The 25,042-nt window shown below is 73.3% G+C and carries 22 protein-coding genes and 2 tRNA genes; 3 read left to right on the top strand and 21 right to left on the bottom strand.

The window, feature by feature from the left end; all coding sequences use genetic code 11:
• Window positions 1-15: 15 nt before the first annotated feature.
• The 8 genes from F1615_RS10175 to leuS all read right to left on the bottom strand — a co-directional run bounded on the left by F1615_RS10175 (window position 16) and on the right by leuS (window position 11,557).
• A complete protein-coding gene (locus F1615_RS10175) occupies window positions 16-261 on the bottom strand; it encodes a hypothetical protein (protein WP_149548551.1) in 246 nt (81 codons plus the stop codon).
• Window positions 262-285: 24 nt separating this feature from the next.
• Complete coding sequence (locus tag F1615_RS10170) at window positions 286-1,125, bottom strand: arylamine N-acetyltransferase family protein (protein WP_149548620.1); 840 nt, start codon at window positions 1,123-1,125, stop codon at window positions 286-288.
• Between the two features lie 16 nt (window positions 1,126-1,141).
• Window positions 1,142-2,464 (bottom strand): MFS transporter, encoded by a 1,323-nt coding sequence (locus tag F1615_RS10165; RefSeq protein ID WP_244328681.1) that lies wholly within the window; start codon window positions 2,462-2,464, stop codon window positions 1,142-1,144.
• A gap of 284 nt (window positions 2,465-2,748) precedes the next feature.
• Window positions 2,749-5,292, bottom strand: a complete 2,544-nt coding sequence (locus tag F1615_RS10160) for a ComEC/Rec2 family competence protein (protein ID WP_149548549.1) — start codon at window positions 5,290-5,292, stop codon at window positions 2,749-2,751.
• Window positions 5,289-6,005 (bottom strand): helix-hairpin-helix domain-containing protein, encoded by a 717-nt coding sequence (locus F1615_RS10155; protein WP_425385630.1) that lies wholly within the window; start codon window positions 6,003-6,005, stop codon window positions 5,289-5,291. Before F1615_RS10155 ends, F1615_RS10160 begins: the two co-directional genes overlap by 4 nt.
• 787 nt (window positions 6,006-6,792) lie before the next feature.
• Entirely contained in the window at window positions 6,793-7,638 is an 846-nt protein-coding gene (locus F1615_RS10145) for a DegV family protein (RefSeq protein ID WP_149548548.1), read from the bottom strand.
• A 94-nt stretch (window positions 7,639-7,732) separates the two neighbouring features.
• Window positions 7,733-8,479, bottom strand: coding sequence for a hypothetical protein (locus F1615_RS10140; protein ID WP_149548547.1), 747 nt, complete (start codon window positions 8,477-8,479; stop codon window positions 7,733-7,735).
• A gap of 201 nt (window positions 8,480-8,680) precedes the next feature.
• On the bottom strand, window positions 8,681-11,557 hold the full coding sequence (gene leuS, locus F1615_RS10135) for a leucine--tRNA ligase (protein ID WP_149548546.1): 2,877 nt from the start codon (window positions 11,555-11,557) through the stop codon (window positions 8,681-8,683).
• A gap of 480 nt (window positions 11,558-12,037) precedes the next feature.
• On the opposite strand from leuS, the gene F1615_RS10130 reads away from it, so the two are divergent.
• Together F1615_RS10130 and F1615_RS10125 are read left to right on the top strand one after the other, a co-directional pair.
• A complete protein-coding gene (locus tag F1615_RS10130; RefSeq protein ID WP_149548545.1) occupies window positions 12,038-13,276 on the top strand; it encodes a ferric reductase-like transmembrane domain-containing protein in 1,239 nt (412 codons plus the stop codon).
• Window positions 13,273-14,883 carry an NADH-quinone oxidoreductase subunit NuoF family protein gene (locus F1615_RS10125; RefSeq protein WP_149548544.1) on the top strand — a complete coding sequence of 537 codons (1,611 nt, stop codon included), beginning with the start codon at window positions 13,273-13,275 and terminating at the stop codon, window positions 14,881-14,883. The genes F1615_RS10130 and F1615_RS10125 overlap by 4 nt, the downstream gene beginning before the upstream one ends.
• A gap of 113 nt (window positions 14,884-14,996) precedes the next feature.
• Here F1615_RS10125 and F1615_RS10120 read toward each other — a convergent pair.
• From F1615_RS10120 to F1615_RS35580, 9 genes are all read right to left on the bottom strand, one after another.
• Window positions 14,997-15,069 (bottom strand) — tRNA-Ala (locus tag F1615_RS10120).
• A 116-nt stretch (window positions 15,070-15,185) separates the two neighbouring features.
• Complete coding sequence (locus tag F1615_RS10115) at window positions 15,186-15,419, bottom strand: hypothetical protein (protein WP_006136074.1); 234 nt, start codon at window positions 15,417-15,419, stop codon at window positions 15,186-15,188.
• A gap of 3 nt (window positions 15,420-15,422) precedes the next feature.
• On the bottom strand, window positions 15,423-15,596 hold the full coding sequence (locus F1615_RS10110; protein WP_107061204.1) for a hypothetical protein: 174 nt from the start codon (window positions 15,594-15,596) through the stop codon (window positions 15,423-15,425).
• Window positions 15,597-15,798: 202 nt separating this feature from the next.
• Window positions 15,799-15,871: transfer RNA gene (locus F1615_RS10105), tRNA-Ala, on the bottom strand.
• Between the two features lie 128 nt (window positions 15,872-15,999).
• A complete protein-coding gene (locus tag F1615_RS10100; RefSeq protein WP_149548543.1) occupies window positions 16,000-16,668 on the bottom strand; it encodes a histidine phosphatase family protein in 669 nt (222 codons plus the stop codon).
• Window positions 16,665-17,111 carry a ribosome silencing factor gene (rsfS, locus tag F1615_RS10095; RefSeq protein ID WP_149548542.1) on the bottom strand — a complete coding sequence of 149 codons (447 nt, stop codon included), beginning with the start codon at window positions 17,109-17,111 and terminating at the stop codon, window positions 16,665-16,667. The genes F1615_RS10100 and rsfS overlap by 4 nt, the downstream gene beginning before the upstream one ends.
• 101 nt (window positions 17,112-17,212) lie before the next feature.
• Window positions 17,213-18,922: a LytR C-terminal domain-containing protein gene (locus F1615_RS10090; protein WP_149548541.1), complete on the bottom strand. Its 1,710-nt coding sequence runs from the start codon at window positions 18,920-18,922 to the stop codon at window positions 17,213-17,215.
• Window positions 18,923-18,938: 16 nt separating this feature from the next.
• The gene (nadD, locus tag F1615_RS10085) at window positions 18,939-19,577 is read right to left on the bottom strand and encodes a nicotinate-nucleotide adenylyltransferase (protein ID WP_149548540.1); all 639 of its coding nucleotides are present in this window, start codon (window positions 19,575-19,577) and stop codon (window positions 18,939-18,941) included.
• Between the two features lie 70 nt (window positions 19,578-19,647).
• Window positions 19,648-19,812 carry a hypothetical protein gene (locus F1615_RS35580; RefSeq protein WP_037935784.1) on the bottom strand — a complete coding sequence of 55 codons (165 nt, stop codon included), beginning with the start codon at window positions 19,810-19,812 and terminating at the stop codon, window positions 19,648-19,650.
• Window positions 19,813-20,122: 310 nt separating this feature from the next.
• Here F1615_RS35580 and F1615_RS10080 point away from each other — a divergent pair, with 310 nt between their 5' ends.
• The gene (locus F1615_RS10080; protein ID WP_149548539.1) at window positions 20,123-21,226 is read left to right on the top strand and encodes a M48 family metallopeptidase; all 1,104 of its coding nucleotides are present in this window, start codon (window positions 20,123-20,125) and stop codon (window positions 21,224-21,226) included.
• Between the two features lie 21 nt (window positions 21,227-21,247).
• Here F1615_RS10080 and F1615_RS10075 read toward each other — a convergent pair whose 3' ends face one another.
• The 4 genes from F1615_RS10075 to F1615_RS10060 form a co-directional block, all read right to left on the bottom strand.
• Window positions 21,248-22,321: a hypothetical protein gene (locus F1615_RS10075; RefSeq protein ID WP_149548538.1), complete on the bottom strand. Its 1,074-nt coding sequence runs from the start codon at window positions 22,319-22,321 to the stop codon at window positions 21,248-21,250.
• Window positions 22,322-22,392: 71 nt separating this feature from the next.
• Window positions 22,393-22,977, bottom strand: coding sequence for a hypothetical protein (locus F1615_RS10070; protein WP_149548537.1), 585 nt, complete (start codon window positions 22,975-22,977; stop codon window positions 22,393-22,395).
• Between the two features lie 72 nt (window positions 22,978-23,049).
• On the bottom strand, window positions 23,050-24,336 hold the full coding sequence (locus F1615_RS10065) for a glutamate-5-semialdehyde dehydrogenase (protein ID WP_149548536.1): 1,287 nt from the start codon (window positions 24,334-24,336) through the stop codon (window positions 23,050-23,052).
• Between the two features lie 121 nt (window positions 24,337-24,457).
• Window positions 24,458-24,925 carry a hypothetical protein gene (locus F1615_RS10060; protein WP_149548535.1) on the bottom strand — a complete coding sequence of 156 codons (468 nt, stop codon included), beginning with the start codon at window positions 24,923-24,925 and terminating at the stop codon, window positions 24,458-24,460.
• Between the last annotated feature and the right edge of the window lie 117 nt (window positions 24,926-25,042).

Below are 25,042 nucleotides of genomic sequence, written 5' to 3'. Positions count from 1 at the left end.
CAGCCGTGCGGTCCCCTACGGCTCCTCCCGCCACCCCTCCCACCCGGCCACGAACTCGTTCAGCTCACCGGGGTCCAGCCGCCGCGCCTCGTCCCGCAGGACGACGAGCCACTGCGCGTCCTCCGCGTCGTCCTCACCGGCGAGCGCGTCCCGCACCAGCCGGGGCTCCTCGTCCACACCGAACCGTTCCCCGAGGGCCTCGGCCACCTCTTCCGCGGCCTCACGGTCGGGCAGCACCAGCACATGTCGCACATCACTCACACGGGCCATTGTCCGGTACCGGGGTCAGCCGCCCCTCGGGGTCTCCCGCACCGTCGGCACCGTGTCCAGCGCGATACCGAACCGGTCCCGGTAGAGCGCCAGCACCTCCTCGTCCGTCCCGGTCTCCCGCTCCCGCCGCGTCCCGTCCGGCGCGGTGACGGTGAACCGCCGGCCGCTGAGCGTGATCCGTCCCCCGTCCCCGGTGATCCGGGAGCACACGAGCGACCGTGTGAAGTGGGAGGCCGGCGAACTGCTGTGCCACCAGGCCCCGGCGGTGAAGTCGCCGAGCACCCTCGGCCGCACCTCCAGGCGGTACACCGGCCGGCCGTCCCGGAAGACGTCCAGGTCCGCCGCCTCCACCGTGCCGTGCCCGCCGCGCACCCCGGCGGCGTCCGCCCCCGCCTCGACGATCCGGAAGGTACCCCCGGGATCCTTCTGCTCCCCCCGCTCCCCGAAGGCCAGCGGCAGATGGCAGTGCGCGCCGAAACCGACGTCGGCCAGCCGGTCGCCGCCGTCCACCGTCCGTACGCGCAGCGCGAGATGGTCGTACGGGATGCCGAGCCGGCCCCCGTCCCCGTACACCCGCCCGGCGAGCAGGGTGACGTCGTAGCCGAGCGCTGCGAGCAACGCCGCGAAGGCGCCGTTCAGTTCGTAGCAGAACCCGCCCCGCCGCGCCTCCACCACCTTGTCCAGCAGCCGCTTCTCGTCCAGCACGATCTCCTCGCCGAGATGGATGGACAGGTTCTCGAACGGCACGCTCTCCAGATGCCGCAGGTGCAGCTCGCGCAGCGCGTCCACGGTGGGCCACGCGGGCTGCTCGACGCCGAGCCGGCGCAGGTAGGCGTCGATCGCCGCGGGGTTCATGCCCTCAGTCATGTCCTCAGTGTGGCGCCACCCGCGGCTTGCTGCCCCCGTCCTCACCACCGGTCACCGCCCGCGCCGCGGGCGGGGCCGGAAGCCGGCGTCCCAGGCGGGCGAGCGGGGACAGCGCCATCACCACGGGGGACAGCATCATGCCCGCGGCCGTCACGAGGAGGCTGGTGCGCAGCCCCCACTCCTCCGCGAGGAGGCCGCCGGCCAGCGAACCGAGCGGGGTCATCCCCATGCCGACGAACGTGATCGTCGCGGCCGCGCGGCCCTGCATCCCGTCCGGAGTGACGGCCTGCCGGACGGCCATGACCGTGACGTTCACCAACTGGCCGCCGCAGCCGAACACGAACCCGGCCGCGAGCAGCGCGGGCACCGTCACCGCGGACGAGCCGTGCAGCGCGGGCACACACAGGAACACACCGTCGCCGACTGCCGCCGCGCACACGAGCACCGCGCCGTGACCGAACCGGGCCGGCAGACGGGCGGCGAGCAGCGAGCCGAGGAGCGCGCCCGGTCCCGCCGCCGTGAGTGCCAGCCCGACGACGGTGCCCGACAGGTGCAGCTCCCTCGGCAGGAAGAGCAGGTAGACGGTCATCACGGCGGCGAAGGAGAACTGGAAGACGGCCGAGGCCAGACACACCGCCCGGAGCGCGCTGTCACCGGCGACGAAGCGCAGGCCCTCGTGGATCCGCCGCCAGACGCGAGGGGTGGGCCCCGGGCGCTCCGGGATCGCTTCGGTCCGGCGGATCCGCCGGACCGACAGGAACGACAGCGCGAAGAACAGCGCGCCCGCGGCGGCGGCGACCGGCGCCGACAGCAGGGACACCAGCGCGCCGCCGAGAGCGGGACCGCCGGTCTGCGCCGCGGACCGGCTGCCCTCGAGCGCGCTGTTGCCCCGCACCAGTTGGTCGCGCTCCACCAGTCGCACGAGAGACGCCTGATAGGCCACGTCGAAGAACACGGACAGGGCTCCGACGGCGAAGGCGAGGACCAGCAGGGCGGGCAGGCCGAGCACGCCGCAGAGACCGGCTACGGCGGCGGCGCCCAGCGCCAGGGCCCGGCCGGCGTCGGTGAGCACCATCGTGGTGCGGGTCCGCCACCGGTCCACCCACGCGCCGGCGAAGAGCGAGAGCAGCAGGATCGGCGCCTGCCCCACCGCGCGCAGGACACCCAGCTGGCCGGCACTGGCGTGGAGGGTCAGGACGGCGAAGAGCGGCAGCACCACCAGACTCGCGTGTTCACCGATCTGGGAGGCTGTCTGACCGGTCCACAGCCTGCGGAAGTCGGCGTTTCGCCACAGGCTCGGCGGAACAGGCCGACGGGGGTCGGACACAGCGGAGGAAGGGGAGGAAGCGGAGGAAGCGGTCGGCACGGGAGTCCCTCGGGTTGCCGGCGACGAGGCCCGCCGCCGGTCGCACGAGGGCGCGCCGACGGTCCGGGCAGGGAAGGGCTCGCTGTGCCGCACCGACAAGGGCAGCACGCGATGACGGGCCGGTCACGGCCCCACGTCAACGCGTGCTCGGAGAACCGACCATGTCTCAGCTCCTCGTGGATGACTCGCCGGCTCCAACCTAGCCGCCGTCGGCCCGGCGTGGAAGGCGGCCTCGCCCGCCCTCCTCAGCGCCGCGCCACCCTCAGCTCCCCTCCCCCGTCCTCACCGACGGTCACCGCCAGCGCCCCGTCCCGGTCCGTCCGCAGCACCGTCGCGCCCCCGGCGCGCAGGGCGGCGACCGTGCCCGGGGCCGGGTGCCCGTAGGTGTTGTCCTCCCCCGTGCTGATCAGCGCCAGCCGCGGGGCCGCCCGGCGCAGCAGGTCCGGGTCCTGGTGGGCGGAGCCGTGGTGGGCGACCTTGAGGACGTCCACGCCGGTCAGCCGCCGGACCGCCGGTGACCCCGCCAGGGCTCGCTGGGCAGGGGGTTCCAGGTCGCCGAGGAGCAGCAGGCGCAGACCCGCCGTGCGGACCAGCATGGCCACGCTGGCGTCGTTCGGCCCTCCCACCGCGCCGTGGGCGCCCTGTGGCGGCCACACCACCTCCCAGGACAGCCCGCCCGCGCGCCGCACCTCACCGGCGGAGGCGTGCGTCACCGGGACGTGCCGGGCGGCGGCGAGCCGCCGTACGAACGCGGCCTGGCCGGCGGGCTCTTCGAGGGCCGTCGCCTGGACGGCGCCCACCTCGCGTCCGCGCAGCACGCCGGGCAGGCCCGCCACATGGTCGGCGTGGAAGTGGGTCAGGACGACGAGGGGGACGCGGGTGACGCCCAGGGAGCGCAGGCAGCGGTCCACCAGGGCCGGGTCGGGTCCGGTGTCGACCACCACGCCGGAGCCCCCGCCCGCCGCCAGCACCAGCGCGTCGCCCTGGCCCACGTCGCACATCACCATCCGCCAGCCCGGCGGCGGCCAGCCCGTGACCGCCCGGGTCAGTGGCCGGGGCTGCACCACCACCAGCACCAGGAGCAGTGCGCAGGCACCGCACCACCAGGGGTGCCCCGGCAGGCGCCGCACCACGAGCAGCGCGACCAGGGTGACCGCGCCGAGCGCCGCCGCTCCGGCCCAATTGCCGGGCCAGTCCACGCCCGCGCCGGGCAGCGCGGCCCCGGCCCTGGCGACGTGCGCGATCCACTCCGCGGGCCAGCTCGCGCACCCTGCCAGGGCCCGCGCCGCCGGTATCGCGACCGGTGCCGTGGCCAGGGCCAGGAAACCCAGCACCGTGGCGGGTGCGAGCGCGAACTCCGCGAGCAGATTGCAGGGGATCGCCACCAGGCTCACCCGCGCCGCGAGCACGGCGACCACCGGCGCGCACAGTGCCTGTGCGGCAGCCGCGGCGGCCAGCGCCTCCGCGAGGCGGGGCGGGACACCGCGCCGGCGCAGTCCGGCGCTCCAGCGCGGAGCGAGGGTGAGGAGCGCGCCGGTGGCCAGCACGGAGAGCAGGAACCCGTAACTGCGGGCCAGCCAGGGGTCGTAGAGCACCAGGAGCAGAACGGCGGTCGCCAGGGCCGGGATCAGGGATCTGCGGCGGCCGGTGGCGAGCGCGAGCAGGGCGACGGATCCGCAGGCGGCGGCCCGCAGCACGCTGGGGTCGGGCCGGCACACGACGACGAAGGCGAGGGAGAGCGCCGCGCCCAGCAGTGCCGTGGCCCGCAGCGAGATGCCGAGGCGGGGCGCGAGGCCGCGGCGCTCGGTGTGCTGCGCCAGGCCGGGAGGGCCGAGGAGCAGGGCGAGGAGGATGGTGAAGTTGGCGCCCGAGACGGCGAGCGTGTGCGTGAGGTCGGTCTCCCTGAACGCCTCGTCCAGCTCCGGGGTGATCCTCGCGGTGTCCCCCACGACCAGCCCGGGCAGCAGCGCCCGCGCGTCCGGGGGCAGTTCGTCGGTCGCCTCCCGCAGACCGGCCCGCAGCCTGCCCGCCAGCCGCTGCGGACCCGACGGCCGGCCCACGACCGGCGGCCCGTCCCCGCCCTTCACCCGCAGGACCGCCGCGAACCGGTCACCGCCCTCGAGCGCCGGGGCGAGCCGTGCCTCCACCCGCAGGCGGGTGGAGGGGAGCAAACCGAGCCACGGGGAGCTCCGCCCGCTCGTCGGCGCGGTGCGCCCGGGCGGGCGCGCGTCGACGATCAGCAGCACGGGTGCCCGGGTCGCCCGCACCGCTCCACGGGGGCGCTCCACCCGCCGCACGTCGGCCTCGATCAGCACGGACGGCGGGGCCATACGGTTCCCGCTGACCCGGGGCCGGGTGAGCCGGGGGTCGGCGGCGATCTCGACCTCGGCGGTGACCCGGGCGTACTCCCGTGCCAGCGTGGGCACGGGGCCGCGCCGCAGGTCCGCGCCGTGCAGCCCCGCCGAGCCGGCGGCAGCGGCGACGCAGAGCAGCACGGCGGCGACGGCGTGGGCGGCGGCGCGTCCCCGCCCCGGCAGGCGGCTCCGGGTGACGAGGAGGGCGAGGGCCGTCAGCAGGGAGAGGAGCACGGCGCCCACCACCGGGGCGGGCGGCGCGTGCAGCGTCAGCGCCGCCGTGGCCCACGCGGCCAGCGCGGGCGGGACCAGCCGGAGGTCCGCCGGTCCCTCCTGTCTCGGGTGCGCGGCGCCGAGCCGTTTGCCGGACGCCGCGTGGACGGGCCGCCGCGCAGTGGTGCCCGTGGCCGGTGGCACCGTCGTCCCGGTGCTCATGGGCGTACGAGGTTCCGCAGATCCGCGAAGCGGCGGTCGCCGATGCCGTTGACCTCGCGCAGTTCGTCCACCGAGCGGAAGCCGCCGTTCCGGGTGCGGTGTTCGACGATGTGCCGGGCCAGTACGGGGCCGACCCCCGGGAGGGCGTCGAGCTGGTCCGGCGTGGCGGTGTTGAGGGACACCGGCGCGGTGGGACCGGTTCCCGCCGCCGTGCCGGTGCCGCCGCCGGGTGCCGCCGCGGCCGGTGCGGAAGCTCCCACGACCACCTGCTCGCCGTCGACGAGGAAGCGGGCGCGGTTGAGGGTGTCGGTCCTGGTACCGGGACGCACTCCGCCCGCCGCCCGCAGCGCGTCCTCGACGCGCGAACCGGCCGGGAGGCGGTGGATGCCCGGCTCGCGCACCTTGCCGCTGACGTCGACCACGATCGGCGGCGCCGCCGAGCCGCCGTCCTTCGCCGCGCCCGCCGGCGCTCCCCGTGCTCCGTCCTCCCCGTTCGCCTGCCCCGCGTGCGACTCGGCCGCCCGTACCACCTCGGGGGCGCTCACCGGCTGGGTCCGGCCCGACCAGAAGTGCTGCACGGCGAAGCCGAGGACGAGCACGAGCAGCGCCGACAGCGCGACGACGCCGCGCCGTTCCAGTCCGCAGCGGGCCTGCACCCACAGCGGCAGGCGCTCCCGCAACGCGAGCCCCACCCGCTCACCCCGCCTGCCCACGGACGGCTCCGCTTCGCTGCCCACGGGAGGCCCGGGTTCCGGGACCCCCTCGGGCGTCCCCCGGTCGACGGACCCCGCACCACCGTCAGCCCCATCCGCCACTGCCACCCCGGCCGCAGCGGCCGGACGGGCCGGGCTCACCGGACGAGCCGGGTGGCCGATCCTCACCGCTCGGTCCGCGGAGGCCGCGCGCGGGACGGCGGCCGGGCGCCCCGTCGCGAGCGAACGCGCCACCGGGGTCCGGCGGTTCACCACCGGGCGGTCCCCGGTTCCGCGGTCCACGGGAACCTCGTGGTCCACCCGAACCCCGTGGGCGCGGTGCTGAGCCGCCCGCCCGTGCGCACCGGCCGTCACCGAACGGTTCACGGCCGCCAACGCCGCGGACCGCCCGCCGCGCCCCGCCCCGTCCACCGCCCACCTCGGCACCCGCCCGGCGACCCCGTCGCCCGCCCCGGCGGGACCCGATCCCGCGTCGCCCCCGCCGAACAGCGCCTCCGCCCGTCGCCGGAGTTCCTCCGCCGACGCGAGACGGTCGCGGGGGCGGTACCCGTGCCGTGCCCGGGAACGGGGCCCGCCGGTGCGGCGGTGGCGGACGCGGTTGTCGGACGTGGGGCCACGGCCCGGTCCGCTGGTCGGGGTCGCTGTGCGCGAGCGTGATCGAAGTGCCATGCGACGAGGATCCGGCACATCGACGGACCCGCGATGATCTTGCTCGATTCCCGGGGACTACTCACCGGTTGTGGACAACTCCGTCACCCGTACGAGCGCCGGGCCGCGGCCCCGCGCCTCACCGGGCCGAGACCACGACTCCCAGCAACCCGGGCCCCGTGTGCGCCCCGATCACCGCGCCCACCTCGCTGACGTGCAGGTCGGCCAGGCCCGGCAGCCGGCCCCGCAGCCGCTCCGCGAGCGCCGCCGCGCGCTCGTGGGCGGCGAGATGGTGGACGGCCACGTCGACCTTCGCGCCGCCCGCCCGATCGGCCGCGATCTCCTCCAGGCGGGCGATCGCCTTCGACGCGGTGCGCACCTTCTCCAGCGGTTCGATACGGCCGCCGGCCAGCTGGAGCAGCGGCTTCACCGCGAGCGCCGAGCCCAGCAGGGCCTGCGCGGCGCCGATCCGGCCGCCCCTGCGCAGATAGTCGAGGGTGTCGACGTAGAAGTAGGCGGACGTGGCCGCCGCCCGCTTCTCCGCGGCCGTGACCGCCTCGTCCACCGTGCCGCCCGCCTCCGCGGTCTCCGCGGCCGCGAGCGCGCAGAAGCCGAGCGCCATCGCGATCATCCCGGTGTCCACCACCCGCACCGGCACCGGCGCCTCGCGGGCCGCGACGACCGCCGCGTCGTAGGTGCCCGACAGTTCGGCGGACAGGTGCAGGGAGACGATGCCGGTCGCGCCGGACTCGGCGACCCTGCGGTAGGTCTCGGCGAAGACCTCGGGACCGGGGCGCGACGTCGTGACCGGGCGCCGCTTCTGCAAAGCCTGGGCGAGGGAACGGGTGGAGATCTCCGTGCCCTCCTCCAGCGCGCGGTCGCCGAGGACCACGATCAGGGGTACCGCCGTGATGCGGTGCCACTCCATCGTCCGGGCCGGAAGGTAGGCCGTTGAATCGGTGACGATCGCGACATGGCGGGACATGAGCTGGAGGTTACCTGGCGTAGTGCCCGTGCGGCAGCCCGGCCCCGCGGGCCGCGTCCGGCCGTGGCCGGATCACGCGGTGCTCACGCGGCGCTCACGTGGTGCTCTCGGGGCGCGGCTTCTTCTGCCAGGGGTAGGTGGGCCGCGGCGCCGGCGGGTCGAGGGCGGCCCGCGCGGGGTCCTGCTCGGGCGTCCGCCCGGGGGCGGGCTCCTGCGCCTCCGGCCAGGTCCGGCCGGTCGCCGGGGCGTCGGCGGCGGGGGCCTCGGGCCGGCGCGGGGGCGCGGGCTGCGGCTCCGTGGCGGTCCAGTGCCGCAGGGCCCCGGCCTCCATGTCGATCTGGCCGCTCAGGGAGTCCAGGTCGTCGTCCGCGAAGCGGCGGGCGCGGTCGCGGGCGGCCCAGCGCAGGGAGTCCGCGGAGCTCGTGATGCGCTCGGTGCGCTCACGCAGCCCGGGCAGCCGCGCGGCGAGGGTGGCGCGGTCCGGCTCGGACTCCAGGCGCCTGAGCTCGCCGTCCAGTTCGTGACCGTGCGCGCTGAGACGCTGGAAGAGACCGAGGGACTCCTTGAGGGACTCGTCCTCGGCGACGGTGGCCTCCAGGGCGTCCTGGGTGGCCCGCATGGAGGTGCGCAGTGTGAGCCGGAGCTGGGCGATCTCACCGGCCGGGCCGGGCTGGGCGAAGGCCTTGGCCCTCAGGGTGTGGTCCTCGACCGTGCGGCGGGCCTGCGTGAGGTGGCGGTCCGCGCTGCGCTTCGCGGCGCCGACGACCTTCACCGTGGCGTAGGCGCCGAGCACCACGAGGAGCACGAAGAGCAGGGCGACCACTGCGAACACCGCTTCCACGAGGCTCTCCTCCCGGGCCCTTCGGCCTGTCCCGGCGCACTCCGCGCCGCTCTTCAACGGTAAACGCAACGGGCAGGCCGGAAGTTCCTTGAGAACCCCGAACCTGCCCGTAGGGGACTACCCCGAGCACTGAACCCGGACCCGCCGTCGGCCCGGGCCCTGACCGGCATCCGGCCCGGGCCCCGGCCGCCCTCGCTCACCTCACGCCGGAACGATGTTGACCAGCTTCGGCGCCCGCACGATCACCTTGCGGATCCCGGCCCCGTCCAGCGCCGCGACGACCCGCTCGTCGGCCAGCGCGGCCTTCTCCAGCTCCTCCTCGGAGATGTCCGGGGACACCTCCAGCCGCGCCTTGACCTTGCCCTTGATCTGCACGACGCAGGTGACCGTCTCGTCGACCACGTACGCCGGGTCGGCCACCGGGAAGTCCTGGTGCACCACCGAGTCCGCGTGCCCCAGCTTGCGCCACAGTTCCTCGGCGACGTGCGGGGCCAGCGGCGCCACCAGCAGCACCAGGGACTCGGCGACCGGCCGCGGCAGCGCTCCGCCCCGCTTGGTCAGGTGGTTGTTCAGCTCGGTGACCTTGGCGATGGCGGTGTTGAACCGCATGCCCTCCAGGTCGCCGCGCACGCCGTCGATCGCCTTGTGCAGGGCGCGCAGGGTGTCCTCGTCGACGGCCTCGGTGTCGACGACGGTGACGTCACCGGTCGCCTCGTCGACGACGTTGCGCCACAGCCGCTGCAGCAGCCGGAACTGACCGACCACCGCGCGGGTGTCCCACGGCCGCGACACGTCCAGCGGGCCCATGGCCATCTCGTACAGGCGCAGCGTGTCGGCGCCGTACTCGGCGCAGATCTCGTCCGGAGTGACGGCGTTCTTCAGGGACTTGCCCATCTTGCCCAGCAGCCGGGTGACCTTCTCGCCCTGGTACCAGTAGCCGCCGTCGCGCTCCTCCACCTCGGCGGCCGGTACGGCGATGCCCCGGCTGTCGCGGTAGACGTAGGCCTGGATCATGCCCTGGTTGAACAGCTTGTGGAACGGCTCCGCCGACGACACGTGCCCCAGGTCGTACAGCACCTTGGACCAGAAGCGCGCGTACAGCAGGTGCAGCACGGCGTGCTCGGCACCGCCGACGTACAGGTCGACGCCGCCGTGCGGCATGCCCTCGCGCGGGCCCATCCAGTACCGCTCGGTCTCCGGGTCGACCAGCTTGTCGCTGTTGTGCGGGTCCAGGTAGCGCAGTTCGTACCAGCAGGAACCGGCCCAGTTGGGCATGGTGTTGGTCTCGCGGCGGTAGCGGCGCGGACCGCGGCCGTCGCCCAGGTCGAGGGTGACGTGGACCCAGTCCTCGTTGCGCGACAGCGGCGTCTCGGGCTGGGTGTCGGCGTCGTCCGGGTCGAAGGTGCGCGGGCTGTAGTCCTCGACCTCGGGCAGCTCCAGCGGCAGCATCGACTCGGGCAGGGCGTGGGCGATGCCGTCCTCGTCGTAGACGATCGGGAAGGGCTCGCCCCAGTAGCGCTGGCGGCTGAACAGCCAGTCGCGCAGGCGGAAGTTGACGGTGCCCTCGCCGCGGCCCTCGCGCTCCAGCCACTCGGTGATGCGCGCCTTGGCCTCGACGACGCCCAGGCCGTCCAGGCTGACCTGCTCGTTGGCCGAGTTGATGATCTTCGCGTCGTACGACCCGAAGGCGTCCTCCCAGGTGGAGGTGTCGGTGCCGCGGCCGTCGGTGGGCTCGACGACGCAGCGGATCGGCAGTTCGAAGGCGCGCGCGAACTCGAAGTCGCGCTGGTCTCCGGCCGGGACGGCCATGATCGCGCCGGTGCCGTAGCCCATCAGCACGTAGTCGGCGATGAAGACGGGCACCCGCTCGCCGTTGACCGGGTTGGTCGCGTACGCGCCGATGAAGACGCCGGTCTTGTCCTTGGCCTCGGCCTGCCGCTCGACGTCGGACTTCGAGGCGGCCTGCGCGCGGTAGGCGGCGACGGCCTCGGCGGGCGACGCGTGACCGCCGGTCCACACCTCGTGGGTGCCCTCGGGCCAGGCGTCCGGGGTGAACTTCTCGACCAGCGGGTGCTCGGGCGCCAGCACCATGTAGGTGGCGCCGAACAGCGTGTCGGGGCGGGTGGTGAAGACGGTGATGTTCTCGCCGTCGATGGGGAAGTCGACGCGGGCGCCCTCGGAGCGGCCGATCCAGTTGCGCTGCTGCAGCTTGATGGCCTCGGGCCAGTCCAGGGCGTCCAGGTCGTCGAGCAGGCGGTCGGCGTAGGCGGTGATGCGCATGTTCCACTGGCGCAGCTTGGCCTTGAAGACGGGGAAGTTGCCACGCTCGGAGCGGCCCTCGGCGGTGACCTCCTCGTTGGCCAGGACGGTGCCCAGGCCGGGGCACCAGTTGACCGGCGCGTCGGAGGCGTAGGCCAGGCGGAACCCGCCCAGGACGTCGGCGCGCTCCGCCTCGCTCAGTTCGCTCCACCCGCGCGTGTGGCCGGGTACGGCCCGCTCACCGGTCTCGAACTGCGCGACCAGCTCGGAGATCGGGCGGGCCCTGCCCGCCTCCTCGTCGTACCAGGAGTTGAAGATCTGCAGGAAGATCCACTGGGTCCACTTGTAGTAGTCCGGGTCGATCGTGGCGAACGACCGGCGCCTGTCGTGGCCCAGGCCCAGCCGGCGCAGCTGGCTCTGCATGTTCTTGATGTTGGCCTCGGTGGACACGCGCGGGTGCGTGCCGGTCTGCACGGCGTACTGCTCGGCGGGCAGGCCGAAGGCGTCGAAGCCCAGGGTGTGCAGGACGTTGTGCCCGGTCATGCGCTGGAAGCGGGCGAAGACGTCGGTGGCGATGTAGCCCAGGGGGTGGCCGACGTGCAGGCCGGCACCGGACGGGTACGGGAACATGTCCATGATGAACTTCTTGGGCCGGGCGGCCTGCTCCGGGTCGCCCGCCAGGTCACCCTTGGGGTTGGGCGCGGCGTACGTCCCCTCGGCGTCCCAGACGTCCTGCCAGCGTGCCTCGATCTCGGCGGCCAGGGCGGCCGTGTAGCGGTGCGGCGCGGCCTCCGCGGCTGCGGGGTTCGTCTCGCTCATGATCCTCAAAGCTCCATCGATCGTCTCTGCCTGCTGCTGCGACTGCCGGAAATGAAAAATCCCCTCACACAGGAGGGGACGCCGCGCCGATTCCGACCTGCCGGTCACCGGCGGTCGGGACTGATCAGCGCGGCTCGCTAAGCAGAAGGCGTACGGCACGCATGGCGTCAGGGTACCGCAGGCTCCGATCCGGCCGCGACGCGCTTCCACGGCAGGCCGACTCGAAGTCGAGGTTACTTCGCGTAACAACCACTAAGGGACATCACAACAAGCGCATTGTCTTTTGATAACAGCGCAATAACTCAAACCTCGTACTCATCGGTATGACGGGGCTTAGAGTTCGGCGGCGGGACCGCTTTACCGAACCGTTCGGAGTTGCCCCATGAACTCTCGTCCAGACAGCAGCCCACCCCCCGCTCGGGGCAGGTCGGCTGCGGCTCCGGTGTGCCCGCTCCGCGTCGTGACGTCGGGAGGTCGGTCGTGAGGCCGGACGACAGCACGGCGGACGACTGGCTCGCCGAGTTCCTCAACTTCGGTGTGGGCGTCCTGTCACTGGTCTGCCTGAGCTGTTCGGTGATCTGGGGACTCGTCGCCCAGGACCGGATCCTGCTCGGTCCCCGCCAGCGGATCCTGGCGCAGGCGGTGCACCGCACCACCGCGGTCGCCTCGATCGCCTTCCTGCTGGTCCACATAGGCATCAAGCTGGCCCTCGACCACACCACGTGGATCGCCGCGGTGATCCCCTTCGGGCTGGCCCTCACCGACGACGAGGCCGTCGCCGGCCGGTCGTTCCTGATCGGTCTCGGCACCCTCGCCGGCCTGCTGATGATCTTCGTGGGCATCACCGGCGTGCTGCGCAACCGCTTCGCCTCCCCGGCCCCGGTCGCGGCCCGCTGGCGGGCGATGCACATGCTGGCCTACCCGGCCTGGTGCGCCGCGCTGGTGCACGGGCTCTACGCGGGTCGAGCGGCGAAGCCGATCTTCCTGATCCTCTACGGACTGTCCCTGCTCGGCGTCATGGCAGCCCTCGTGGTGCGGGCCTCCCCACCCCGGGTCAAGCGCAGAATCGCCGACCGGATCACCGCGCTGCTCGGCACCGACGGCCCGCGGCGGGACCGCGAGGAGCAGCTGGAGGAGAGCAGGTCCCGGGCGGACGGATCCGCCCTTCCCGGATACGGCGGCGGACGCCGCTCCGCGCGGCGCGGCGAGCGCCCGCTGTACGAGACCGCCGAACGGGCCCCCGCCCCGGAACCGGCGAACGGCTTCGCGGCCGCCTACCGCGCGGTGTCGGCGCCCGGCCGGCCACCGTCCTTCCCGCCGCCGGTCACCGACGCGACCGCCCGCATGGAGCTGCCGCTGGACATGCAGCCCACGGAGGCGATCCCGCGCGTGGACGGCCCGGCCGGCACCTCGGGCAACTGGCCGATCCCGTCCCCGCCGCCGGTCGGCGAGGCCCCGCCGTCGGCCTACGACCCGCTCAACGACACCGGATACAACATCCCGGCCTATGACAATTCGGTCGGCTCCGGCTACGGCTCGAGTGATGTGTACGACACCGGTGAGACGAACACCCTCTACGGCACGTACAACCCGAGTGACACGTACAACAGCGGTCCCGCCACTGAAACACCCTCCGGTGCGTCGCCGTCGTCGTCCTACGACTTCGACGCACCGGGTTCGGGCGAACCTTGGAACACGCCGTCCGGAGGCTATAAGTGAACGAGGCTCTGCCCGACGTACCCGAAGTCCGCGTGGTCGGCCTTCCCCAGCTCACGTCGGGCTTCGACCTTGTCGACCGGCTCGATCTGCCCATGCACCTCAAGGTGCACGGGCCGCTCGAGCCGCTGGGCGGTGAGCAGCTCGCTCAGCTCGCCGAACGCATCAACCTCAGGGGCCGCGGCGGCGCGGGCTTCCCCTTCCACAAGAAGCTGCGCTCGGTCGCCGAATCGGCGATCAAGCGCGGCGTCCGGCCGGTCGTCGTCGTCAACGGCAGCGAGGACGAGCCGGCCTGCCGCAAGGACACGGTGCTGATCAACCGTGCCCCGCACCTCATCCTGGACGGCGCGCTGCTGTGCGCCGAGGCCATGGGTGCCCGCACGCTCGTGGTGGGGGTCACCCGGGAGTCCACCCAGCGCTCCATGGAGGCCGCGCTCGCCGAACGCGGACTGAGCAACGGCCGCCGCTCCGCGCTGCGCGCCCGCGTGCAGCGCAACCCGGTCCGCATGGTCACCGGTGCCGCGGCCTCCCTGATCCGCTCCATCGACGGCGGCCCGGCCATCCCGCCGGGCCGCAAGGTCAGCGCGTCGAGGAGCGGCGTCGGCGGCGCGCCCACGCTGCTGTCCAACGCCGAGACCTTCGCCCAGCTCGCCATCGCCGCCCGCATCGGCCCGGAGCGCTACGGCAACACCGGCCTGTACGACGAGCCGGGCACCGTGATGCTCACGGTGTCCGGGGCGGTGGCCCGCCCCATGGTGATCGAGGTGCCGACGGGTGTGCCGCTGCGCTACGTCCTCCAGCTCGCCGGCGCCCCGCCGGTGCCGCAGGGGGTGCTGACGGGCGGCTACCACGGCAAGTGGATCGACGCGGCGACCGTCAACGAGGCGATCGTCTCCCGCAACTCCCTGGACGCGGTGGGCGGTTCACTGGGCGCGGGCGCGATCCTGCCGATCAGTCAGGACACCTGTCCGCTGGGCGAGTCGCTGCGGGTCGCCCAGTGGCTGGCGGAGGAGAGCGCCGGCCAGTGCGGCCCCTGCTACCTCGGGCTGCCGGCCGCCGCACGCGGCCTGGAGGACATCCTCAACGGCGGCGGCCCCGCCGCCCTGGAGGCCGTCAAGCAGGTCGCCAGGAACGTGAAGCGGCGCGGGGCGTGTTCGCACCCGGACGGCTCCGCGATGTTCCTGGAGTCGACCGTCAAGGCGTTCACCGACGACCTCGCCGCCCATGTCCTCGGCAACGGCTGCGGACGGCCCGTGGCGGGCGTCCTGCCGCTCTTCGAGGGGGGCAGGGCCCCCACGGGCATCCCGGGCGGCGGCGGGGAGGAGAACGGCCCCAGCCGTCAGAAGATCTACGTCGACTGGACGCTGTGCCGGGGCCACGGCCTGTGCGCGGACATCCTCCCGGAGGTCTTCCAGCTCGGCGCGGACGGCTTCCCGACGGTGGCTCAGGCCCAGGTGCCGCGCTTCGCGGAGGCCAAGGCGCTGCGCGCGGTGCGCCGCTGTCCCGCGCTGGCCCTGCGCATCGAGGACGAGGCCCCCCAGGCCAAGGCGCCCTCCCGCAATCTGCCGGTGCTCTCCCCGGGCCGCGGCCGGCGCGCTCTGGGCCGCTGACGGAACCCGCCCGGGTCGGCCCTCGGGCCGCCCCGGGCGAGCACCCTCATGCGCTGAGCCGGACAACCGGCGAGGGCGGACCATCCGTTCGGATGATCCGCCCTCGACTTCTGTGGAGCTAAGGAGAATTGAACTCCTGACCTCCTGCATGCCATGCAGGCGCTCTACCAACTGAGCTATAGCCCCTGGTCCTGCTCCGCCCGGTTTCCCCGGCGGCGACGCCAACTTTACACGGTCCACCCGGCCCAGCACCAAATCGGTTTCGCCGCGGTGCGGCCATGTCCGACATGACCGCACCCGGGTCACGCGGTCACGAACGAGTAGAAGCGCTTGAGCGTGCAGTGCTCCTCCAGAAGCCGCCCGTAGATCGGCTCGCCCTCGAGTTCGCGGTACGTCTCGATGGGGTCGCCTTTTATGATCAGCGCCCGCGCGCACTCCTCGCACCAGTACTGGTAGTCGGGGTTGATCGGCTCCATGTCCCGCACGATCGGCGTCCCGCTGCCGCACCAGTCGCACTTCCGCCTGTGTGCACCCATCGATCAGCTCCAGCTGTGGCCGCAGGCCGTGCACACGTAGGAGATCCCGCCGTTGTCACCGAGTACCTGGGCGACGTGCGCGGAACCGCAGGAAGGGCAGCTGAGCCGGGTCGAGGTCCGTCGGGTCGACACCGCTCCGAGGAGGTGACCGACCTCCTCGAGGATGCTCGCAGGCATCACAACTCCCTCCCGTCGGGCCGCGCCCCCTTCCGGTCGTTTGATTCTGCCACGACCGGGCCAATACGGTCAGCGACGCCGGAGTACCGGTCGGGACACGGCTGGACGCCTCGCAGAGGTATACGCCCCGTGGGCCCGTCCCGCTCAACCGCGGACAACGAAAAATCCCGCCTCCCCGGAGGGAGACGGGATCTTCGTCCTGTGGAGCTAAGGAGAATTGAACTCCTGACCTCCTGCATGCCATGCAGGCGCTCTACCAACTGAGCTATAGCCCCGGATGCCACGGCGTGGCCGCCTGGTGTTTCGCCCCGCTCGGCGGGGCGAACAAGAAGAACTTTAGCCTGCGACCTGCCAGAAAGTGAAATCCGGGTCCCGGGGCCCCGGAGCCGGATCGCGACGGCCCTCAGTCGTCGTCGCCGAGCACGGGTTCCGGCAGGGTGCCGGCGTTGTGCTCCAGCAGGCGCCAGCCCCGGGCGCCCTCGCCGAGGACGGACCAGCAGCAGTTGGTGAGGCCGCCCAGGCTCTCCCAGTTGTGCGGGTCGAGGCCGAGCAGCCGGCCGATGGTGGTGCGGATGGTGCCGCCGTGGCTGACCACGACGAGCGTGCCGTCCTCCGGAAGCTTCTCGGCGTGCCGCAGCACCACGGGCGCGGCGCGGTCGGCGACCTCGGTCTCGAGTTCACCGCCGCCCCGGCGGACCGGCTCACCGCGCTTCCACGCGGTGTACTCGTCGCCGTACCTGGCGATGATCTCGTCGTGCGTCAGGCCCTGCCAGACGCCCGCGTAGGTCTCCCGCAGGGCCTCGTCGAGCGTGACGTCAAGGCCGGTGAGCGCGGCGAGCTCCGCGGCGGTGTCCGCGGCCCGCCGCAGGTCGGAGGCGATGATCGCGTCGGGCCTCAGACCCGCGAGGAGCCGGGCGGACCGGCGGGCCTGGGCCACGCCGGTCGCGGTCAGCTCGACGTCCGTGGAGCCCTGGAAGCGGCGTTCCACGTTCCAGGAGGTCTGGCCGTGCCGCCACAGGATGACGCGGCGGCCCCGGCGCCCGGAGTCGCGCCCCTCCCCGGTGGCGCTCACCGCCACTCACCGCCCGGCTGCACCGCCTCCTCGGCCTGCTGCAGCTTCGCGTGTTCGGCGGCCTTGCCACGGGTGGCCTTGGCGTCCTCGGGCAGCTCCAGCTCGGGGCAGTCCTTCCACAGCCGCTCCAGGGCGTAGAAGACGCGCTCCTCGCTGTGCTGGACGTGGACGACGATGTCGACGTAGTCGAGCAGCACCCAGCGGGCCTCGCGGTCGCCCTCGCGGCGCACCGGCTTGGCGCCGAGCTCCTTGCTGAGCCGCTCCTCGATCTCGTCGACGATCGACTTGACCTGTCGGTCGTTGGGCGCGGAGGCCAGCAGGAAGGCGTCGGTGATGGACAGCACGTCACTGACGTCGTAGGCGACGATGTCGTGCGCGAGCTTGTCGGCGGCCGCCTGCGCGGCGGTCCGGACGAGCTCCATGGAACGGTCGGTTGCGGTCACTACAAGGCTTTCGGTCGGCGGTCACTTGTCCTCAAGGGTCTCATGACCGCAGGGCACACCCCACGCGATTACGGAGGGTGTGCCCGGGCGGCTCCGGCCGGCTAGGAACCGGGGTCGTAGTCCTGGCCGAGGACGACCGAGACGCGGGCGTTCGCGGAGGTCCTGCCCTTGGTGACGGAGCCGGCGTCCAGCCCCAGGGTCGCGGCGACCTCGGCGGCGTTCTCCTTGTCGGCGGCGTTCGCGTAGACCACCTTCGAGGCCGCCTGCGGGGCGGCGGTGCCGGCCCCCCGGAAGGTGAAGCCGCCGTTGAGGAGCACCACGCGGGCCTTCTCGGTGCGGTCCTCCACCCCGGTGGCGTTGCGCACGGAGACGCTGACGGCGGCGTCCGGGTCGGGGCTCTTCACGGTGCCGCCGAGGACGTCCTTGACCACGCTGTCGCTCGCCTCCGCGGTGAGCGTGCCGTCCTGCTGGACGGGCAGCAGCGCGGTCCTGTGGTCGCCGCCCTTGGCGAGGTCGGAGAGCCGGGCGAGGAAGGCGCCGAGGTCCTTGTCGGTGAGCGGCGGCTCGATGATCTGCCCGAGGGTCTGGATGGTGGTCGTGGCGGCGTCCGGGTCGGAGGTCATCTTGCGCAGGACGCCCTGCAGCACCTGCCCGAACCGCTCCAGCTGGGCGTTCTGGTCCTCGCCCGGGCCGCGGTGGGTGGCGTAGGCGACGGCCGCCTTGCCGCTGAGGGTCCGGCCCTTCCCCTTCCCGACCAGGGGCGCCTCCCCCTTCTTCTCGGCGTCCGGGTCGGGCACGTCGGTGTCGGTGTCGACCTCGATGTTGCCGACGAGGTCGACGAGGGTGAGCAGGAACGGGGTGTCGAGCCGCCAGGTGCCCTCGATGTCGGTGCCGAGGACGGTGTCGAGAGCGGACCGGGTGCCCTCGGAGCCGTCGTCCTCGACCGACTTGGCGAGCGTGGTGGTGGTGCCGTCGTCGGCGGTGAGGGCGAGGGAGTTCGGCAGCAGGACGGTGGTGCCCTGCTCGGTGGTGGTGTTGTCGACGAGCAGCGCCGTGGCGGTGCCGCCCCGTTCGGTGTCGTGCAGGTGGACGACGATCACGTCGCGCTTCTGGGCGCCCGCGGCCGTCGTGGTGCCCGTCTCCGGCCCTGAGGACAGTCCGGGCAGCTTTCCGGCGTACCAGAGGTAGCCGACGCCACCGGCCGCGACCAGGGCGAGGACCACGACGAGCGCGATGATCCGGCTGCGGGCGCGGCGCCGGGCCTCCTCGCGCCGCTCGGTGCGGTTCTCGGTGAACTTGAGCCAGTCGATGACGTCCTCGGAGTCGTCGTCCGGCTCCTCGACGAAGGAGAACTGCTCGGTGCGGTACTCCCGGCCGGGCTCGGCGGGGCCGTGCTCCTCGTCGACCGGGCCGGCCTGCTGCGGGATGTGCGCGGTCTGCTCGGCGGCCCGGGGCTGCTGCCCGGTGCCGGCGGCGTACGCACCCTGCCCGTAGGGGTCGTACGGGGCGCCCTGGCCGCCCTGCTGGGTGCCGTAGGGGTCGTAGGTGCCGTAGGAGGGTGCCTGCGGCTGCTGCGGGGCTCCGGTGGCGTAGGGGTCGTACGACGGCTGCTGGTGCCCGCCGGTGGCGTACGGGTCGTAGCCGTAGCCCTGCTGCCCCTGCTGCCCCTGCTGCTGGTAGGCGTCGTACTGCTGAGCCTGCTGGGCCTGCTGCTCCGTGGCCTGGCGGTAGACAGGCCGGCCGTACTCGTCGTAGCCGACGAGCTCGTACGGGCCGCCGCCCCCGTATCCCGCGTCGTATCGGTCGTTCACCGGTGCCCCTCTCGGATCACTCGCCGCGGTACAGCTCGCGCTTGTCGATGTAGCGCACGACTCCGTCCGGCACCAGGTACCAGACGGGAGCTCCCTTGGCGACTCTCGCACGGCAGTCCGTGGACGAGATGGAGAGGGCCGGAACCTCCACCAGGGAGACACCGCCCTCGGGGAGGCCGGCGTCGGTCAGGTGGTGGCCGGGCCGGGTCACGCCGATGAAGTGTGCCAGGGAGAAGAGTTCCTCGCTGTCGCGCCAGGTGAGGATCTGCGCGAGGGCGTCGGCGCCGGTGATGAAGAACAGGTCCGTGTCCGGGTTGAGCGCGCGCAGGTCGCGCAGGGTGTCCACGGTGTAGGTGGGGCCGCCGCGGTCGATGTCGATGCGGCTGACCGAGAACTGCGGGTTCTCGGCGGTCGCGATGACCGTCATCAGATAGCGGTCCTCGGCGGCGGAGACCGCGCGGTGACTCTTCTGCCAGGGCTGGCCGGTGGGGACGAAGACGACCTCGTCCAGGTGGAACTGCGCGGCGACCTCGCTGGCCGCCACCAGGTGCCCGTGGTGGATCGGGTCGAAGGTGCCGCCCATCACGCCCAGGCGGCGCCTGTCCCGCTCGGCCGGGCCGCTGCCGGGACCGGTAGGCATGTCCTGCTCTCCCATGCGTGCAGACCCTACCGGCCCGGCCCGGGCACCCCGTCCGCCAGTGCCCTCCCGGGCCCAGGGACGCGGGTCAGCGGTCGCGGTTGAAGCGGGTGGTGATCCACAGCAGGAGCAGCAGGACGAACAGGGCGCCGCCACCGGTGAGGTAGGGGCTGAGGCTCTCGTGGTTGCCGCTGTGCTCTCCGCCCTCGGCGGCGAGCGTGACCAACTGGGCAGCGGTGCTGGGGAAGCTCATCTTCGGCAGAACCTATCGCGTGTGGGCGGGATAAAGACGTCCGCTCATCGTAAGCGGGCACCTCCGCGGCGATCACGCCGACTCCGCCGTTGCGGGCCCGGAGCGTCCACGGCCTCCGGCGCCAGGCAACCCTGCCCGGCCCCCGGTCGTCCTTCCGGCTGGAGCCGCGCGACAGGCCCGCGCCTCCCCGGCCGTACCGCCGCACGGTCTGCCCGTGCGAGGTGTCTGCGCCTAGGCTGGGCTTCGCCCCGGGGGAACGACGGGCCGTACGACGGCCCGCAGAGGTCACTCAGACGCACATGGGGGAAACATGTCCGACGGCAACCGGCACAACGGGCACGAGAGCGTGCCGAGCAGGCAGCGCAGGCGCTTCCCCGGAATCTCCTCGCGTGCGTACGAACATCCGGCCGACCGCTCCGCGCTGGTGGCGCTGCGGAAGCTGAGCGGCTTCGACACGGTCTTCAAGGCCCTGAGCGGACTGCTGCCCGAACGCAGCCTGCGGCTGCTGTTCCTGTCCGACTCGGTGCGGGTCTCGGACCGGCAGTTCGCGCATCTCAACGACATGCTGCGGGACGCCTGCTACATCCTGGACCTGGAGAAGGTCCCGCCGATGTACGTCAACCAGGACCCGAATCCGAACGCCATGTGCATCGGCCTGGACGAGCCGATCATCGTGGTGACCACGGGGCTGGTGGAGCTGCTCGACGAGGAGGAGATGCGGGCGGTCGTCGGGCACGAGGTCGGGCACGCGCTGTCCGGGCACGCGGTGTACCGGACCATCCTCCTGTTCCTGACGTCGCTGGCGGTCCGGGTCGCGTGGATCCCGCTCGGCAACTTCGCGATCATGGCGATCGTGACGGCGCTGCGCGAGTGGTTCCGCAAGTCGGAGCTGTCCGCGGACCGGGCCGGGCTGCTGGTCGGGCAGGATCCGCAGGCCTCGATGCGCGGCCTGATGAAGATCGCGGGCGGCAACCACCTGCACGAGATGAACGTGGACGCGTTCCTGGAGCAGGCCGAGGAGTACGAGGCCGGGGGCGACCTGCGCGACTCCGTGCTGAAGATCCTCAACGTGCTGCCCCGCTCGCACCCGTTCACCACCGTGCGGGCCGCCGAGCTGAAGAAGTGGGAGGCCTCCCGCGACTACCAGCGGATCATGGACGGCCACTACCCGCGGCGCGACGAGGACAAGGACGCCTCGGTACGGGACTCCTGGCGGGAGTCGGCGAGCAGTTACGCCGGTGAGGTGAGGAACTCCAAGGACCCGCTGATGAAGCTGGTCAACGACATCGCGGGCGGCGCCGGTGACCTGGGCGGCCGGGTCCGTCGCGGCTTCGGCGGCTTCACGTCGTCGGCGCCCGGGCAGGAGCCGCCGTCGGACACGGACGGCGGCACCTCACCGCGCGACGGCGCCTGAGGTCCGCCCCGGCGGGTGCCTTCACAGTTCCGGCTGCGCGCCGGGCGCCAGGGAGCCGCACAGCGCCGGGGTGCCGCCCGTGGCGTAGGGGTCGGTCACGGCGGGCCCGCCCTCCTCGGCCGTCCGGCCGGCGAGCAGCGGGCGCAGCCGGGCGGCGGCGTCCTCGGCGCAGGACAGGGGTCCGGCCTGGACGTGGGCGACGACGAGTTCCGCCTGGTGCAGGCGCAGGTCGTCGCGGTCGAAGCGGAAGTGCAGTTCGCGACGGACCGTGAACAGCGACGCCTCGGCGTCCGGGCCGGCGCCCGCCGGACGCAGCGCGTAGACGACGGTGTGGTCGGTGGTGACCTCGAGGGTGGCGGAGTCGGTCTCGGCGGCCTGCATGGTGCCGTGGACCCGGATCCCGCGGTCGGCCAGTTCCACGCGGGAGGGGTCGAAGCGGACCAGCCACCCGGTGGGGGCGTGCCGTCCGTCGGCGGCGGGCCGGTCGAAGCTCCGGTCGAACTGCTCCAGCTGGCCGGAGTCGAGCAGCACCCGCACCGGACGGGTCTCGCCCCCGGTGAGCACGGCCGGGTCGAGGGAGGACCGTACGACGTAGTCCTTCGCGGTGAGCAGGGCGGTCACCACCTGGCCGTCGGAGAAGTGCGCGGTGCGCCGGGACGCCGGGAGCGGCACCCCTTCGGCACCCGTGCGGAACTGCGCCGCCGGACTGCTCGAGAACAGCCGTTCCACATCCTCGGTGCCGGGGACCTCGCCCTGCGGGGCGAGCTGGACGACGGTCATCCGCAGGGGCTCCACGGGGCTGTCGGCGGCGGGGGTCCGGTAGGGATGGCGTATGCCCAGGAAGATGGCGGTGCCGAAGGCCACGGCGATCAGCAGGACCAGGACCAGCGCCTGCCGGGACAGGCCGCCCTTGCGCAGGGGCGGGCGGCGGCGCACGGCCGGGGCGTGATCGGTGATGCGCTCCTGCGCGGAGTACTCCTGGAGGCGGGCAGCGCGGATGAAGGACTCGTCGAAGACGACGGACCTGTACTCGTCCTCTCCACCTCCGGGGGCTCCCTCGGGCGTCCCCTCGGGTGGGTCCGGAGGCCCTCCCATATCTTCAGGGTAGGTTCGGCGAAGGCCCGGTAAACGCCCGGCCGGAACGGAACTTGCGACGGCGGCGGGGCTCAGGGGGTGTCGCGCGGGATCACCGGGACCGTCGGCCGGGAGTAGTCGGCCGACGCGGAGGGCGCCGCCGCGCTCTCCCGCTCCACACCGGTGGAGGCCGGTGGCGGGACCGGGTCCTGACGGTTGGAGGAGGAGCCCCGGTACACCGCCGAGAAGGCGAGCGCCACCATCCCGATGCCCATCACCAGGGCGAGCATCCAGGCGACGGGGCGGTGCCAGCGCACCTGCCCGCCGTACGCGCCCGGGGAGCCGTAGCCGTGCTCCAGGGCGTCGGAGTCGTCGTCCCGGCCGTCGTACCCGGCCTCGCCCCGGTAGCCGCCGTACCCGTCGTCGAACCGCTCACCGCGCGCACGGGCCCGGTGGGCCTCGGCCTCCGCTCTGGCCTGCGCGGCGGCCAGGAGGCGTTCGACGGCGGTCGGCTCGTGCACCTCGGCCGCGCGTACGAAGGCCTCGTCGAAGACCACGGAGGCGAACTCTTCGTCCGACACCCCGCGGTCGTGGTCGTCGTCGGGCTCCCAGCCGTCAGGGAACGGCGTGCCCCCCACGTCCTCCGGCACGCGTCCAGAGTAGACCTGGGGGGTCATTTTGGGCAGACGGTATGGAAATTCATCCGTCTGCTGAGACGCACCGCGCCGCCGCTGTCCGGTGGGCGGGCCTCAGCGCCGTACGTGACCGTCGCCGGTGACGATGTACTTGGTGCTGGTCAGCTCGGGCAGGCCCATCGGGCCCCGGGCGTGCAGCTTCTGCGTCGAGATGCCGATCTCCGCGCCGAAGCCGAACTGGCCGCCGTCGGTGAACCGGGTGGAGGCGTTCACGGCGACCGTGGTGGAGTCCACCAGCTGGGTGAAGCGGCGGGCGGCCTGCTGGGAGGTGGTGACGATGGCCTCGGTGTGGCCGGAGGTCCACAGCCGGATGTGCTCGACGGCCCGGTCGAGGGAGTCGACGACGGCGGCGGCGATGTCGAGGGAGAGGTATTCGGTCTCCCAGTCCTCCGTGGTGGCCTCCACGACCGTGGCGCGGGAGTCCTTGGCGTAGGCCATCACGCGTTCGTCGGCGTGCACGGTGACCCCGGCGTCGGCGAGGGCGTCCAGGGCGCGGGGCAGGAACTCGGCGGCGATGTCCTGGTGGACCAGGAGGGTCTCGGCGGCGTTGCACACGCCGACCCGCTGGGCCTTGGAGTTGACCAGGATCTCGACGGCCATGTCGAGGTCGGCCCGCGCGTCGACGTAGACGTGGCAGTTGCCGGTACCGGTCTCGATGACCGGGACGACCGACTCCTGGACGACCGTGTTGATCAGCGAGGCGCCGCCGCGCGGGATGAGCACGTCGACCAGGCCGCGTGCGCGCATCAGCTCGCGCACGCTGTCGCGGCTCTCGCCGGGGACCAGCTGCACGGCGTCGGCGGGCAGCCCGGCACCGTGCACCGCGTCGCGCAGGACGCGCACGAGGGCGGTGTTCGACCGGTACGCGGAGGAGGAGCCGCGCAGCAGGACCGCGTTGCCCGACTTCAGGCAGAGGGCCGCGGCGTCGACGGTCACGTTCGGCCGGCCCTCGTAGATGATCCCTACGACGCCGAGCGGCACCCGGACCTGGCGCAGGTCGATGCCGTTGGGCAGCGTGGAGCCGCGGACCACCTCGCCGACCGGGTCGGGCAGCGCGGCCACGTCCCGCACGTCGGCCGCGATGGCGCGCACCCGCTCCGGGGTGAGGGTGAGCCGGTCGATCATTCCCTCGCCGGTGCCGGCCTCGCGGGCCCTGGCCACGTCCTGGGCGTTGGCCTCGACGATCTCGCTCGCGCGGACCTCCAGCGCGTCGGCGATGGCGAGCAGCGCGTCGTCCTTGGCGGCGCGCGGCAGCGGCGCGAGCGTGGCGGCGGCGCCCTTGGCCCGGTAGGCGGCCTGGTTGACCGGGGACATCGAGTCGTACGGCGAGAGCGTGGTCATGAGGGAAGGGTAGTGCGGGCGGCGGTCACGGTCGGCCGTCATCCCACACCCCGAGACAGACGGGGACGTTTGGTTCCAAAATGGGTGACCGCCTGGTTCCGGGAAGCGTGGCCGCCTCGTCTCAGAACGGGTGGACCCCGATGGGGGTCGCCAGGACCGGTCCGTACCCGGCCGCGACGCGCTGCTGGTAGGTCGGGCGGTCGATGACCTCCAGGCCCACGATCTCCCAGGGCGGCAGGCCCGCGGTCTGGCGGTGCTCCCCCCACAGACGCAGCGCCACGGCGGCCGCGTCGTGCAGGTCGCGGGCCTCCTCCCAGTAGCGGATCTCCGCGTGGTCGTCGGCGTAGCGGCTGGTGAGCAGGAAGGGGTGGTCGTGGGCGAGCTGCTCCAGCGACCGCCGGACCTCCCCGACCGGGGCCGCCTCGCCGGAGACGCTGAGGGTGACGTGCCACAGGCGGGGGAGGTCCCGGGGTTCGCCGGCCGTGAACGGGGCGCCGGCCGGGACGCTGGTCAGGGCGCGCTCGTCGCCGGCCGCACGGGAGCCGGCACCACCGCAAGACGCCGTCGGCCCAGGGCGCGCTCGTCTCACGGCGGCCTCCTTCACACGCGGACCGCCCGGGGGTCGGGCGGGCTTGTCCCTGCGACAAAGTTGAGCAGGCCGCCGGGGATCGCGGGGCACTTTTACGGAACGTCCACCACCGAGGGC

It is taken from the genome of Streptomyces marokkonensis, assembly GCF_008312835.1.
Taxonomy (GTDB): Bacteria; Actinomycetota; Actinomycetes; order Streptomycetales; family Streptomycetaceae; genus Streptomyces; species Streptomyces marokkonensis_A.
The sequence above is the reverse complement of the archived record's forward strand: the minus strand, read 5'-3'. Positions and strand labels throughout refer to the sequence as shown.

What these genes read in the sequence shown, in the direction of transcription:
- F1615_RS10160 (WP_149548549.1), bottom strand. Translation starts at nt 5,292, where the DNA reads ATGAGCACCGGGACGACGGTGCCACCGGCCACGGGCACCACTGCGCGG.
- leuS (WP_149548546.1), bottom strand. Translation starts at nt 11,557, where the DNA reads ATGAGCGAGACGAACCCCGCAGCCGCGGAGGCCGCGCCGCACCGCTAC.
- F1615_RS35580 (WP_037935784.1), bottom strand. Translation starts at nt 19,812, where the DNA reads ATGAGCTTCCCCAGCACCGCTGCCCAGTTGGTCACGCTCGCCGCCGAG.
- F1615_RS10110 (WP_107061204.1), bottom strand. Translation starts at nt 15,596, where the DNA reads ATGCCTGCGAGCATCCTCGAGGAGGTCGGTCACCTCCTCGGAGCGGTG.
- F1615_RS10115 (WP_006136074.1), bottom strand. Translation starts at nt 15,419, where the DNA reads ATGGGTGCACACAGGCGGAAGTGCGACTGGTGCGGCAGCGGGACGCCG.
- F1615_RS10070 (WP_149548537.1), bottom strand. Translation starts at nt 22,977, where the DNA reads ATGACCCCCCAGGTCTACTCTGGACGCGTGCCGGAGGACGTGGGGGGC.
- F1615_RS10145 (WP_149548548.1), bottom strand. Translation starts at nt 7,638, where the DNA reads ATGTCCCGCCATGTCGCGATCGTCACCGATTCAACGGCCTACCTTCCG.
- F1615_RS10170 (WP_149548620.1), bottom strand. Translation starts at nt 1,125, where the DNA reads ATGAACCCCGCGGCGATCGACGCCTACCTGCGCCGGCTCGGCGTCGAG.
- nadD (WP_149548540.1), bottom strand. Translation starts at nt 19,577, where the DNA reads ATGGGAGAGCAGGACATGCCTACCGGTCCCGGCAGCGGCCCGGCCGAG.
- F1615_RS10065 (WP_149548536.1), bottom strand. Translation starts at nt 24,336, where the DNA reads ATGACCACGCTCTCGCCGTACGACTCGATGTCCCCGGTCAACCAGGCC.
- F1615_RS10075 (WP_149548538.1), bottom strand. Translation starts at nt 22,321, where the DNA reads ATGGGAGGGCCTCCGGACCCACCCGAGGGGACGCCCGAGGGAGCCCCC.
- F1615_RS10080 (WP_149548539.1), top strand. Translation starts at nt 20,123, where the DNA reads ATGTCCGACGGCAACCGGCACAACGGGCACGAGAGCGTGCCGAGCAGG.